Source organism: Streptomyces venezuelae, assembly GCF_008642375.1.
GTDB classification, from domain to species: domain Bacteria; phylum Actinomycetota; class Actinomycetes; order Streptomycetales; family Streptomycetaceae; genus Streptomyces; species Streptomyces venezuelae_G.
Map to the genome: position 1 here is coordinate 2,617,661 of NZ_CP029194.1, position 12,796 is coordinate 2,630,456.

Genomic DNA, 12,796 nt, shown 5'->3' on the forward strand with positions numbered 1-12,796 from the left:
GAGTCGCAGTACTCCTTGTGAGAGGTGGGGGGCTCAGCCCTTGGTGAGGATGGAGCGGACGAAGAAGAGCAGGTTGGCCGGCTTCTCCGCGAGACGGCGCATGAAGTAGCCGTACCAGTCGGTGCCGTACGCGGTGTAGACACGCATGCGGTGACCCTCGGCGGCGAGGCGGTTCTGCTCCTCGCTGCGGATGCCGTACAGCATCTGGAACTCGTACTCGTCCAGCTTGCGGCCGGCGCGGCGGGCCAGCTCCTGGCCGATGGAGATCAGGCGCGGGTCGTGGGAGCCGATCATCGGGTAGCCCTCGCCGTCCATCAGGATCTTCATGATCCGGACGTACGCCTTGTCGATCTCGGGCTTGTCCTGGATGGCGACGGAGGCGGGCTCCTTGTAGGCGCCCTTCACGATCCGGACGCGGGAGCCGTTCTCGGCGAGGCGGCGGGCGTCGTCCTCGGTACGGAAGAGGTAGGCCTGGATGACGCAGCCGGTCTGCGGGAAGTCCTTCCGCAGCTCCTCGTGGATGGCGAACATCGAGTCGAGGGTGGTGTGGTCCTCGGCGTCCAGGGTGACCGTGGTGCCGATCTCGGCGGCGGCCTCGACGACCGGGCGGACATTCGCGAGGGCCAGCTCATGGCCGTTCTCCAGCGACTGGCCGAACATCGACAGCTTCACGGACATCTCGGCGCGGGCGCCGAGGCCCAGCTCCTTGAGGCGGCCGATGAGCTCCAGGTAGGCGTCCCGGGCGGCGTACGACTGCTCGACGGTGGTGATGTCCTCGCCGACGACGTCGAGGGTGACCTCCAGGCCGCGGTCGGTCAGCTCCTGGACGATCGGGACGACGTCGCCGACCGTCTCGCCGGCGATGAAGCGGGCGACGACCTGCTTGGTCCCGGGGGCGGCCGACACGAGACGGCGCATCTTGTCGCTGCGCGACGCAGCAAGGATCACGGGACCCAGCACGGGGCACCTCCAGAAGGACAGGGTGACGAAGGGTGCTCTACCCGATCTTTCGTAAGAAATCAGGAACAGCACGGAGAACCACCGTGAAACCTATGGATCGCTCCGATCCTCTGCCATCGACAGCTGTCACGCATCCGTGCGCGGCATCTCATACACATGTCTGAAGGGGTGCGAGAATGGCGCTGTGAAGGGCGATTACCAAGAACTGGTCGACGAGATCTCCGCGCTGCTCGGCGCCCCGGCGACACTGGAGAACCGCGACTTCGGGCTGATCGCCTTCGGGGCGCACGACAGCGACGACGACACCGCGATGGACCCCGTCCGGACGCGGTCGATCCTGACCAGGAAGTCGACCCCGGCGGTCCGCGCCTGGTTCGAGGGCTTCGGCATCACCCGCGCGACGGGCCCGGTCCGCATCCCGGCCGCTCCGGACGCCGGTGTGTTCCGGGACCGGATCTGCCTTCCCGTACGCCATCGGGGCGTCGTCCTGGGGTACGTCTGGCTGCTTGACGCCGAGCCCGGACCCACGCCCGCCCAGCTCACGGCCGCGATGGAGGTCGCCACCCGGATCGGCGGGCTCCTCGCCGACGAGGAGCGCGCCGACGCCGACCTCTCCCGCGAGTTCGCCGCGGTCCTGACCGCCGGGCGCGGCTGGCAGAGCGACATGGCCGTCGCGGCGCTCCGAGCGGCCCTGGGCCCCAGCGCGGACGGGCTGCACACCGTCGTCTGCGTGACCCCCTGGCAGGGCGAGGCCCCCGCGATCCGGGCGCTCCCCGGCGCGGCGGCGGTCGCCACCCTCCCGGAGGCCGAGTCCCTCGCCGTGCTCGTACGGCTGCGCACGGCGGAGGACCTCGCCCCCGCCCACACGGCCGCGGAGCGGCTGCGCGGCGCCGTGCCGGCCGGCATCGCGAGCCCCCGCCGGGGCCTCGGGGAGCTCCCGGCCGCCTGGCGCGAAGCCAGCACGGCGGCCCGCGCCGCGACGGCGCAGCCGAAGCTCGGGCCTGTCGCGGAATGGGCCGGGATCGGCCCGTACCGCCTGCTCGCGGCGCTCTACCACCCCGAGATCGACCCCGTCGTCGCGCCGCTGCTCGCCCCCGCCCACAGCGAACTGGCCCGCACGGCCGAGGTGTTCCTCGACAACGCGGGCCAGGCGGGCCGCACGGCGGCCGCCCTCGGCATCCACCGGCAGACCCTCTACTACCGGCTGTCCCGGGTCGAACAGCTCACGGGCCTGGACCTGGACGACGGCGAGGACCGCCTCCTGCTCCACATGTCGCTGAAGTCCGCCAAGCTGTAAGCCTCCGGGCTGACGGCCCCTCAGGGTGATGTCGGGGTCGCCCCTGATATCCCGCCGCCCCCGGGCGCCCTACCGTCGTCCTTGTGCGAGCGGGAGAGAGTGAGGGGGCGTCATGAAGGCCTGGGTGCAGGACCGGTACGGATCGACGGACGTACTGGAGTTCGCGGAGGTCGAGAGGCCGGTACCGGGCGAGCGGGAGGTGCTCGTCCGCGTCCACGCCGCCGCCGTCAACGCGGCGGACTGGCACCTGATGCGCGGCGATCCGTACCTGGCCCGGCTCGCGCTCGGGCTCCGAAGACCGAAGGAGCGGATCCGGGGCCGGGACTTCGCGGGCCGGGTCGAAGCGGTGGGTGCCGGGGTGACCGCTCTGCGCCCCGGCGACGAGGTCTACGGCGAGGCCCCCGGGTCCTTCGCCGAGTACGTGTGCGCCCCGGAAGCGGCGACGGAGCGCAAGCCCGCCGGCCTCACCTTCGAGCAGGCGGCCGCGATCCCGCTGGCGGGCAACACCGCCCTGATGGGGCTGCGCGACCTGGGGAAGACACGCCCCGGCATGAAGGTGCTGGTCAACGGGGCCTCGGGAGGAGTCGGCACCTTCGCCGTACAGCTCGCGAAGGCGTTCGGCGCCGAGGTGACGGGGGTGTGCAGCGCCCGGAACGCGCCGCTGGTCCTGGGACTCGGCGCGGACCGGGTGATCGACTACACCCGGGAGGACTTCACCACGGGCCAGGACCGCTACGACCTGGTGTTCGACCTGGTCGGCAACCGGTCACTGGCCGGGCTCCGGCGGGTCCTCTCCCCCACCGGCGTGCTCGTCCTGTCCGGCGGAGGCGTCTTCGAGGGCGGCAGCGTCTTCGGGCCGATGGGGCTCATCCTCAAGGGCCAGCTGCTCTCCCTGCTCCCCGGCCGCCGGCTCCACGTCCTGACGGCCAAGCCCCGCCGGGAGAACCTGGCGGCACTGCGGGAGCTCGCCGAGAGCGGCGCCGTCACCCCGGTGGTCGAGCGCACCTATCCACTGGCCGAGGCGGCGCGGGCCCTCCGGTACGTCGAGGAGGAGCACGCCCGCGCGAAGGTGGTCCTCAGCTGTCCTCCCCCATCAGGACCCTGAGCCCGGCGGTGAGGTCCTCAGCGCTCGGCGCGGTCTCCGGGTCGACCATCCACTGGATCATCACGCCGGTCGCGAGGGCCTGGCAGAGCAGGCCCGCCACCCGGGCCTTCTCCGGGTCCGCCTCCGGGTCGATGCCGAGGAAGCCCTCGGCCATGCCGAGGCGCCCCTCCCGCTGCGGCTCCTTGATCGCGTCGCGCAGCTTCTCGTCGTCGTCGAGCCGGGTGACGATCTCGGTCTGGAGCTTCCAGACGGGCCGGCTGGCCTCGGCCGCCCCGATGACCTGCTCCCACACGGCGTGGAAGCGGGCGTACGGGTCGGCCGGCAGCTCCCGCTTCTCCTCGCCGCCGCCCGCGGGGCCGACCTGCTCGCCCCACTCCTCGGTGAGCGAGAGGAAGGCCTGCTGGAGCAGGGCGTCCTTGGAGCCGTAGTGGTAGCCGATGGAGGCGAGGTTGGTGCCCGAGGCGGCGACGATGTCGCGGGCCGTGGTGCGCCCGTACCCCTTCTCCAGGAGGCAGCGCTTGGCGCCCGCGAGCAGGTCTTCCTTGTGTCCCATGACAGCACTGTACCCGGCCGCTAGACAATCGTGTAAGACGAATGTCTAGCGACCGGGCACAGTCCCTGCGAGCAGGGTCAGATCAGGTTGACCGAGCGGGCCGAAGCGGCACCGATCTCCTCGGCGATCTCCGCCAGGACGGCCGCCGGCAGCGTGTCGTCCACGGTGAGCACGACGAGCGCCTCGCCGCCCTCCTCCGCGCGGGAGACCTGCATGCCCGCGATGTTCAGACCGGCCTCGCCGAGGATCCGGCCGACCGTGCCGACGACGCCCGGGCGGTCCTCGTAGCGCAGCACGACCATGTGGTCGGCGAGCGCCAGGTCCACGTCGTAGTCGCCGACCGCGACGAGCTTCTGGAGGTGCTTGGGGCCGGCCAGCGTGCCGGAGACCGCGACCTCCTCGCCGCTGGCGAGGGTGCCGCGCACGGTCACGACGTTGCGGTGGTCGGGCGACTCGGAGCTCGTCGTCAGACGGACCTCGACACCGCGCTCCTGCGCGAACAGCGGGGCGTTGACGTACGACACGGTCTCGTCGACCACGTCCTCGAACACGCCCTTGAGCGCCGAGAGTTCGAGCACCTTGACGTCGTGCTGGGTGATCTCGCCGTAGACCTCGACGTCGAGCCGGGCCGCGACCTCGCCCGCGAGGGCGGTGAAGATCCGGCCGAGCTTCTCGGCGAGCGGCAGACCCGGCTTCACGTCCTCGGCGATGACGCCGCCCTGGACGTTGACCGCGTCCGGGACCAGCTCGCCCGCGAGCGCGAGGCGCACCGACCTGGCGACGGCGATACCGGCCTTCTCCTGGGCCTCGTCCGTGGAGGCGCCGAGGTGCGGGGTGCACACGACCTGGTCGAGCTCGAAGAGCGGGGAGTCCGTGCAGGGCTCCTTCGCGTACACATCGAGGCCCGCACCGGCGACCCGGCCCTCCTTGAGGGCGGTGTAGAGCGCCGCCTCGTCCACGATCCCGCCGCGCGCGGCGTTCACGATCCGGACCGCGGGCTTGACCTTGTGCAGCGCCTCGTCACCGATGAGACCGATGGTCTCGGGGGTCTTGGGCAGGTGGACGGTGATGAAGTCGGCGACCTCCAGGAGCTCGTCCAGGGCCAGCAGCTTCACCCCCATCTGGGCGGCGCGGGCCGGCTGCACGTAGGGGTCGTACGCGACGATCTTCATGCCGAAGGCGGACATGCGCTGGGCGACCAGGACGCCGATGCGGCCGAGGCCGACGACACCGAGGGTCTTCTCGCTCAGCTCGACGCCGGTGTACTTGTTGCGCTTCCACTCGCCGTTCTTCAGCGCGGTGTTGGCCTGCGGGATGTTGCGCGCGGTGGCGACCAGCAGACCGCACGCGAGCTCGGCGGCGGTGACGATGTTCGAGGTCGGGGCGTTCACGACCATCACGCCGGCCTTGGTGGCGGCGGAGACGTCGACGTTGTCCAGACCGACGCCGGCACGGGCGACGACCCGGAGCTTGTTCGCGGCGGCGAGGGCCTCGGCGTCGACCTTGGTCGCGGAGCGGACCAGGATCGCGTCCACGTCGGCGATGGCGGGGATCAGCTCGGCGCGGTCCGCGCCGTTGCAGTGCCGGATCTCGAAGTCCGGGCCCAACGCGTCGACGGTGGCGGGCGACAGCTCTTCAGCGATGAGTACGACAGGTTTCGAGCTCACGTGAGTCCTCACAGATCCAGTGCGGACGGCCGTCCCGACGGCCGCAGGCGGTGGAGGGGGCTTGCCGCGTGAAAGCGCACGACGCTGTGGGCCTGACGCGTATGTTGTTGAGAAGTGTAGTGGTGCGTCGGCGCACCTCATACGCCTCGTTGGAAGGATCACCCGTCCGTGGTTGGACGAGGTGTCCAACGATGCGGGAAGGGGCCGGACACACCGTCCGGCCCCCGCCCCGAAGGCTTACGCCTCCTCGTCGTTCACCCAGCTCATGAGCTTCCGCAGCTCCTTGCCGGTGGTCTCCAGGAGGTGGTTCTCGTCCTGGGTCTTGTACTCGTTGTACTTCTTCAGACCGCCGTGGTACTCGGCCATCCACTCCTTGGCGAAGGTGCCGTCCTGGATCTCCGCGAGGACCTTCTTCATCTCGGCCTTGGTGGCGTCGGTGATGATCCGCGGGCCGGTGACGTAGTCGCCCCACTCGGCGGTCTCGGAGACCGACCAGCGCATCTTCTCCAGGCCGCCCTCGTACATGAGGTCGACGATGAGCTTCAGCTCGTGGAGGCACTCGAAGTACGCGATCTCCGGCTGGTAGCCGGCCTCGGTCAGGGTCTCGAAGCCCGCCTTGACCAGCGCCGCGGTGCCACCGCAGAGGACGGCCTGCTCACCGAACAGGTCGGTCTCCGTCTCCTCCTTGAAGGTGGTCTTGATGACGCCGGCGCGGGTGCCGCCGATGCCCTTGGCGTACGAGAGCGCCAGCGCGAAGGCGTTGCCGGTCGCGTCCTGCTCGACGGCGGCGATGCACGGAACGCCGCGGCCCTCCTCGTACTGACGGCGGACCAGGTGACCCGGGCCCTTCGGGGCGACCAGGGCGACGTCGATGCCCGCGGGGACCTCGATGAAGCCGTAACGGACGTTCAGGCCGTGACCGAAGAAGAGGGCGTCGCCCTCCTTCAGGTTGTCCTTGATGGACTCCTCGTAGACCTTGGCCTGGATCGGGTCCGGGGTCAGGATCATGATGAGGTCGGCCTCGGCCGCCGCCTCGGCGACGGAGACGACGCGCAGGCCCTGCTCCTCGGCCTTGGCCTTGGACTTGGAGCCCTCCTGGAGGCCGACGCGGACGTCGACACCGGAGTCACGGAGGGACAGCGCGTGGGCGTGGCCCTGGCTGCCGTAGCCGATCACCGCGACCTTGCGGCCCTGGATGATGGACAGGTCGGCATCGTCGTCGTAGAAGAGCTCGGCCACTGGGATTCTCCTTGAGGTGCTGATGTTGCGTCCCACCGTACGGGGGAGCGCTTGAGGGAAGCTTTGGGGTCTCGTCAGTCGGACCGCCGGATGGACCTGCGGTTGACCTCCGATGACTCTCAGGCGCTGCGGTCGAGGGCCCGCAGGGACCGGTCCGTGATGGACCGGGAACCACGCCCTATGGCGATCGTGCCGGACTGGACGAGCTCCTTGACGCCGAACTGCTCCAGCATCTTGAGCATCGCGTCGAGCTTGTCACTCGAACCGGTGGCCTCGATGGTGACGGCCTCGGGCGAGACGTCCACGGTCTTGGCGCGGAACAGCTGCACGATCTCGACGATCTGGGAGCGGGTCTCGTTGTCGGCGCGGACCTTCACCAGGACGAGCTCGCGCTGGATCGCAGCGCTGGGCTCGAGTTCGACGATCTTCAGGACGTTGACCAGCTTGTTGAGCTGCTTGGTCACCTGCTCCAGGGGCAGGTCCTCGACATTGACCACGATGGTGATGCGGGAGATGTCGGGGTGCTCGGTGACACCGACGGCGAGCGAGTCGATGTTGAAGCCACGGCGGGAGAAGAGCGCGGCGATCCGGGCGAGGATGCCGGGCGTGTTCTCGACGAGGACGGAGAGCGTGTGCTTGGTGGACATGTCTGGGTCTCTTCCTTTTCGCTCTTCGCTGTCAGTCGTCTTCGCCGTCGCCGAAGTCGGGACGCACGCCCCGCGCGGCCATGACCTCGTCGTTCGAGGTGCCCGCGGCGACCATGGGCCAGACCTGGGCGTCCTCGTGGACGATGAAGTCGATGACGACCGGGCGGTCGTTGATGGCGTTCGCCTCGGCGATGACCTTGTCCAGGTCGGCCGGGTCCTCACAGCGCAGGGCGACACAGCCCATGGCCTCGGAGAGCTTGACGAAGTCGGGGACGCGGGTGCCCTTGGCATCCGGGTTGACGTCGTCCGGGCCGGAGTGCAGGACCGTGTTGGAGTAGCGCTGGTTGTAGAACAGCGTCTGCCACTGGCGGACCATGCCGAGGGCGCCGTTGTTGATGATGGCGACCTTGATCGGGATGTTGTTCAGCGCGCAGGTGGTGAGTTCCTGATTGGTCATCTGGAAGCAGCCGTCGCCGTCGACCGCCCAGACCGTGCGGTCCGGCATGCCGGCCTTGGCGCCCATCGCGGCGGGGACCGCGTAGCCCATCGTCCCGAGGCCGCCGGAGTTCAGCCAGGTGGCCGGCTGCTCGTAGTCGATGAAGTGGGCGGCCCACATCTGGTGCTGGCCGACGCCCGCGGCGAAGATCGTGCCCTCGGGGGCGAGCTGGCCGATGCGCTGGATGACCTGCTGCGGCGAGAGGCTGCCGCCCTCCGGCAGGTCGTAGCCGAGCGGGTAGGTCTCGCGCCAGCGGTTCAGGTCGCTCCACCAGGCGGTGTAGTCGCCCTTGTTGCCCTCGCTGTGCTCGGCCTGGACGGCCTGGACCAGGTCGGCGATGACCTCGCGGGCGTCACCGACGATCGGGACGTCGGCCGCGCGGTTCTTGCCGATCTCGGCCGGGTCGATGTCCGCGTGGACGATCTTGGCGTACGGGGCGAAGCTGTCGAGCTTGCCGGTGACGCGGTCGTCGAAGCGGGCGCCCAGGGCGACGATCAGGTCGGCCTTCTGGAGCGCGGTGACCGCGGTGACCGCGCCGTGCATGCCGGGCATGCCGACGTGCAGCGGGTGGCTGTCGGGGAAGGCACCGAGGGCCATCAGGGTGGTGGTGACCGGGGCGCCGGTGAGCTCGGCGAGGATCTTCAGCTCGCCGGTGGCGCCGGCCTTGATGACACCGCCGCCGACGTACAGGACGGGCCGCTTGGCGGCGGAGATCAGCTTCGCGGCCTCGCGGATCTGCTTGGCGTGCGGCTTGGTCACCGGGCGGTAGCCGGGCAGGTCGGTCTGCGGCGGCCAGCTGAAAGTGGTCTTCGCCTGGAGGGCGTCCTTGGAGATGTCGACCAGGACCGGGCCGGGGCGGCCGGTGGAGGCGATGTGGAAGGCCTCGGCGATCGTCCGCGGGATGTCCTCGGCCTTGGTGACCAGGAAGTTGTGCTTGGTGATCGGCATCGTGATGCCGCAGATGTCCGCCTCCTGGAAGGCGTCCGTGCCGATCGCCTTCGAGGCGACCTGGCCGGTGATCGCGACGAGCGGGACGGAGTCCATGTGCGCGTCGGCGATCGGGGTGACGAGGTTCGTCGCACCGGGACCGGAGGTCGCCATACAGACGCCGACCCTGCCCGTGGCCTGTGCGTAGCCGGTCGCGGCGTGGCCCGCGCCCTGCTCGTGACGGACCAGGATGTGGCGCACCTTCTGCGAGTCCATCATCGGGTCGTAGGCCGGGAGGATCGCGCCGCCCGGAATGCCGAAGACGGTGTCGGCGCCGACTTCCTCGAGAGAACGGATGAGGGACTGCGCGCCCGTGACGTGCTCGACGGTCGGCTGCGCGCCGCTACGGGGCCGCGGCTGCGGATGGTGCCCGGTGGCCTGGTCGGTCATCAGCATCTCTTCTCGAAGCAGAGGGTTTTTGCGAGGTGTTTTGAGAGGGTTTACGTCGACTTGGGGGTGATCCAGTGCAACAAAAAACCCCTCGTGCCGTGAGGCAAGCGAGGGGAGCGCGTCGGATGCTTTCTCAGCCGGGCCTACGGTGGCCCTGCTTCAGCCGACGCGCTTTCCAAGTACGAGAATTCGGGTGCGCATGGCACTGACCCTCCCTCTCCCACCTCACCGGTGTCAAGTGGGTGGGACGGGCGTCTCAGTATTTGAGCGGAACGGGGGACGGTTTCCGGCCCTCACGGGGACCGCTCCGGGGAGCGGGTACTCGTCCCGTACGAGGGCCCTGCGCAGGCGGTACTCGTCGAGCGGGCCCGAGAAGGCCATGCCCTGGGCGTGACTGCAGCCCATGGCACGCAGCGCGAGCACCTGCTCCGGTACGTCGACGCCCTCGGCGACGGTCTGCAGGCCGAGCTCGCCGGCGATGCGGAGCACCCCTCGGGTGATCTTGCGGAGCCGGGCGGACTCGACCACGCCCTCGACGAGCCCTCGGTCCAGCTTCAGTATGTCGACGGGAAGCCGCCGAAGGGCGTCGATCGCCACATGTCCGCTGCCGAATCCGTCGAGCGCGATCCGCACCCCGAGGCGGCGCAGGGTCACGAGGCGCTGCTCCAGCTCGTCGAGCGAGGTCCGCGTGTCGCTGTCCGCGAGCTCGATGATCAGCGAGCCGGACGGCAGCCCGTGCCGCGTGAGCAGCGACTCGACGGAGCCGAGCGGGAGCGAGCGGTCCAGAAGACGGCAGGCCGAGAGCCGGATGGACACGGGTGTGCGGTGACCGATTCCGGCGCGCTCGGCGGCCTGCTCCACCGCCTCTTCGAGGAGCCAGCGGCCGAGCTCGGCGGTGCGCTCGCCGTCGTCGGTGACGCGGAGGTACTCGGCGGGGGTGAAGAGGATGCCTTGGGTCGAGCGCCAGCGCGCCTGGGCGCTGACGGCGGAGATCCGGCCGGTGGCGAGGTCGACGACCGGCTGGTGGAGCAGGGCGAACTCGCCGTCGTGGAGAGCGGTGCGCAGCCGGGCGGCCAGCTCGGTCCGCCGTACGACCTCGGCCTGCATCTGGGGCGCGTACAGCTCGACGCGGTCCTTGCCGGCGGCCTTGGCCCGGTACATCGCGAGGTCGGCGTTGCGCAGGAGGTCGCCCGCCTCCATGCCGGGCTCGGCGAAGGCGACACCGATGGACGCGGCGACCCGCACCTCGTTGCCGCCGTCGACCCGGTACGGCCGGGAGAGCGTGAGCCGGAGCCGGTCGGCGATCTCCTGGACCTGGGTCTCCCGGGCGTCCTGCTCGCGGCCGCCGTCGCCGAGGATCAGGGCGGCGAACTCGTCGCCGCCGAGCCGGGCGGCGGTGTCCCCGGCCCGCACGGACTCCTGGAGGCGGCGGGCGGCCTGGACGAGAAGGTCGTCGCCGGCCTGATGGCCGAGGCGGTCGTTGACCCCCTTGAAGCCGTCGAGGTCGATGAAGAGCACGGCGGTGCCGGGGTCGGAGGACCTGCGGCCGCTGAGCGCCTGCCGGACCCGCCGGGTGAAGAGCGCCCGGTTGGGCAGGTCGGTGAGCGGGTCGTGCTCCGCGTTGTGCTGGAGCTGGGCCTGGAGGCGGACCCGTTCGGTCACGTCCCGGCTGTTGAAGATGAGGCCGCCCTGGTGGCGGTTGACGGTCGACTCGACGTTGAGCCAGTCTCCGCGGCCCGAGCGGAAGCGGCACTCGATGCGGGTGGTGGGCTCGTCGGCGGGCGAGGCCGCGAGGAAGCGGCGCACCTCGTGGACGACGGCGCCGAGGTCCTCGGGATGGATGAGGGAGGCGAGCTCGGAGCCGATGAGTTCGTCGGCCTCGCGTCCGTACACGCCGGCGGCGGCGGGGCTGACGTAGCGGAGGATCCCGGTCGGCGCGGCGATCATGATGACGTCGCTCGAGCCCTGCACGAGGGACCGGAAGTGGTTCTCCTTCTGGGCCAGTTCGTGGGTGAGCGCGATGTTGTCGAGGAGCATGATGCCCTGCCGGACGACGAGCGCGAGCACGACGGCGCAGCCGGTGAGGACGACGACCCGGTCGACCCTGCGGCCCTCGACGACGTTGTACAGGATGCCGAGGGTGCAGACGGCGGCGGCGAGGTACGGGGTGAGGGCGGCGAGCGAGCCCGCGACCGGGCGGCTGTGCAGCCAGGGCCCGCGGCCGGCGGCGCTGCTGTCGGGCAGCCGCCGCACGCCCCAGGGCGCGTACGCCAGGAGCAGGGAGCCGGCGAACCAGCCGGCGTCGAGGAGCTGGCCGGAGGCGTAGTTCTCGCGGAGCAGCGGCGAGGTGAACAGGGCGTCGCAGAGGACGGTCAGGGCGAGCGCGGCGATCGCGGTGTTGGTCGCCGAGCGGTTCGCCTGGGAGCGCCGGAAATGCAGCGCCAGGACCATGCTGACCAGGACGATGTCGAGCAGCGGGTACGCCAGCGACAGGGCGGCCTGGGCGACGGACTCGCCCTCGAAGTGCGCGGTACGGGCGAGGGCGAGGCTCCAGGAGAGGGTGAGCAGGGAGCCGCCGATGAGCCAGGCGTCGAGTCCGAGACAGACCCAGCCGGCCCGGGTGACGGGCTTCTTGGCCAGGACGAGGAGCCCGACGACGGCGGGCGGCGCGAAGAGCAAGAAGAAGAGATCCGCGATGGATGAGTCGGGCACCTGCGTCCGCAGAACGACCTCGTACCACCCCCACACCGCGTTCCCCGAGGCGGCCATGAGGGAGGAGAAGGCGAAGAGCAGCCACGCGGGGCGGTCGCTGCCGCGGTGGGCGCGGGCGTAGAGGAAGCAGGAGACCGCGGCGGTGAGCGCGGCGGCGCTGAGTCCGAAGTCACCCATGAAGAGGGCCAGTTCCGGCGATCCCCAGCCGAGCGAGGCGCCGGTCGTGTAGCCGGCGCAGATGAGTCCCAGGGCGACTTGAGCGACGATCGAGCCGATTCCGGAACGATCCCGGCCGGGATGCCCGGGGTCGCCGCCGACGGGGCTGCGCGCGATGACGGCCCCGGGCGCGCTCACCGGCCCCTCCGGCGCCGCGCCACCGCACCCGGACGGCTCGTGCGGGCGCGCGGGCGGCTCCTCGGCACCCCCGGGGGCGTGCCCGTCACAGTCGTGCGGTCCGGCGGCGCGTGGCGCACGGAACGGCTTGGCCTGGTCCGGCACCGAACGCGCGAGGCCGGAAGCGAGGCGCGGGAGGCTTGCCGGCGGCGTCGCCGCCGCGTCGGATCGTCGGTCCTCCGGCCGTGCTTCACCCGTCGCCCCCCTCGAAATCTGATGACCCGTCACTTCGCTCCCCAGCGTCAGCCCGTCATCGACGCAGTCCCCCCGCTTCGGGACGATACACCAGGACCGTCACTCAGGGACAGGGTCGCAGTACTCTCCGTGACTACCTGGGGGCTTGTGAGCGG

At 70.7% G+C, this 12,796-nt stretch carries 9 protein-coding genes; 2 read left to right on the top strand and 7 right to left on the bottom strand.

Going from position 1 to position 12,796, the window contains the following annotated elements; translation table 11 throughout:
• Positions 1-33 precede the first annotated feature (33 nt).
• Positions 34-960, bottom strand: coding sequence for a proline dehydrogenase family protein (locus DEJ46_RS11550; protein WP_055641184.1), 927 nt, complete (start codon positions 958-960; stop codon positions 34-36).
• A gap of 184 nt (positions 961-1,144) precedes the next feature.
• Between DEJ46_RS11550 and DEJ46_RS11555 the strand changes: the two genes are divergently transcribed.
• On the top strand, positions 1,145-2,257 hold the full coding sequence (locus tag DEJ46_RS11555) for a PucR family transcriptional regulator (RefSeq protein WP_150265784.1): 1,113 nt from the start codon (positions 1,145-1,147) through the stop codon (positions 2,255-2,257).
• A gap of 112 nt (positions 2,258-2,369) precedes the next feature.
• Complete coding sequence (locus DEJ46_RS11560; protein ID WP_150265786.1) at positions 2,370-3,362, top strand: NAD(P)-dependent alcohol dehydrogenase; 993 nt, start codon at positions 2,370-2,372, stop codon at positions 3,360-3,362.
• On the opposite strand, the gene DEJ46_RS11565 is transcribed toward DEJ46_RS11560, so the two are convergent.
• The 6 genes from DEJ46_RS11565 to DEJ46_RS11590 all read right to left on the bottom strand — a co-directional run bounded on the left by DEJ46_RS11565 (position 3,334) and on the right by DEJ46_RS11590 (position 12,407).
• The gene (locus DEJ46_RS11565) at positions 3,334-3,915 is read right to left on the bottom strand and encodes a TetR/AcrR family transcriptional regulator (RefSeq protein ID WP_150265788.1); all 582 of its coding nucleotides are present in this window, start codon (positions 3,913-3,915) and stop codon (positions 3,334-3,336) included. The two genes, DEJ46_RS11560 and DEJ46_RS11565, sit on opposite strands and share 29 nt — an antisense overlap.
• Before the next feature lie 77 nt (positions 3,916-3,992).
• The gene (gene serA / locus DEJ46_RS11570) at positions 3,993-5,582 is read right to left on the bottom strand and encodes a phosphoglycerate dehydrogenase (protein WP_150265790.1); all 1,590 of its coding nucleotides are present in this window, start codon (positions 5,580-5,582) and stop codon (positions 3,993-3,995) included.
• A gap of 237 nt (positions 5,583-5,819) precedes the next feature.
• Positions 5,820-6,821, bottom strand: coding sequence for a ketol-acid reductoisomerase (gene ilvC, locus DEJ46_RS11575; RefSeq protein WP_150265792.1), 1,002 nt, complete (start codon positions 6,819-6,821; stop codon positions 5,820-5,822).
• Positions 6,822-6,940: 119 nt separating this feature from the next.
• Positions 6,941-7,468, bottom strand: a complete 528-nt coding sequence (ilvN, locus tag DEJ46_RS11580) for an acetolactate synthase small subunit (protein WP_024756291.1) — start codon at positions 7,466-7,468, stop codon at positions 6,941-6,943.
• A gap of 31 nt (positions 7,469-7,499) precedes the next feature.
• Positions 7,500-9,347, bottom strand: a complete 1,848-nt coding sequence (locus tag DEJ46_RS11585) for an acetolactate synthase large subunit (protein ID WP_150265794.1) — start codon at positions 9,345-9,347, stop codon at positions 7,500-7,502.
• Between the two features lie 228 nt (positions 9,348-9,575).
• Positions 9,576-12,407 (bottom strand): putative bifunctional diguanylate cyclase/phosphodiesterase, encoded by a 2,832-nt coding sequence (locus tag DEJ46_RS11590; protein WP_411757742.1) that lies wholly within the window; start codon positions 12,405-12,407, stop codon positions 9,576-9,578.
• Between the last annotated feature and the right edge of the window lie 389 nt (positions 12,408-12,796).

Excerpts from the sequence above, each read along its gene's own strand:
- DEJ46_RS11560 (WP_150265786.1), top strand. The coding sequence starts at position 2,370 with ATGAAGGCCTGGGTGCAGGACCGGTACGGATCGACGGACGTACTGGAG.
- DEJ46_RS11565 (WP_150265788.1), bottom strand. The coding sequence starts at position 3,915 with ATGGGACACAAGGAAGACCTGCTCGCGGGCGCCAAGCGCTGCCTCCTG.
- ilvN (WP_024756291.1), bottom strand. The coding sequence starts at position 7,468 with ATGTCCACCAAGCACACGCTCTCCGTCCTCGTCGAGAACACGCCCGGC.
- DEJ46_RS11585 (WP_150265794.1), bottom strand. The coding sequence starts at position 9,347 with ATGCTGATGACCGACCAGGCCACCGGGCACCATCCGCAGCCGCGGCCC.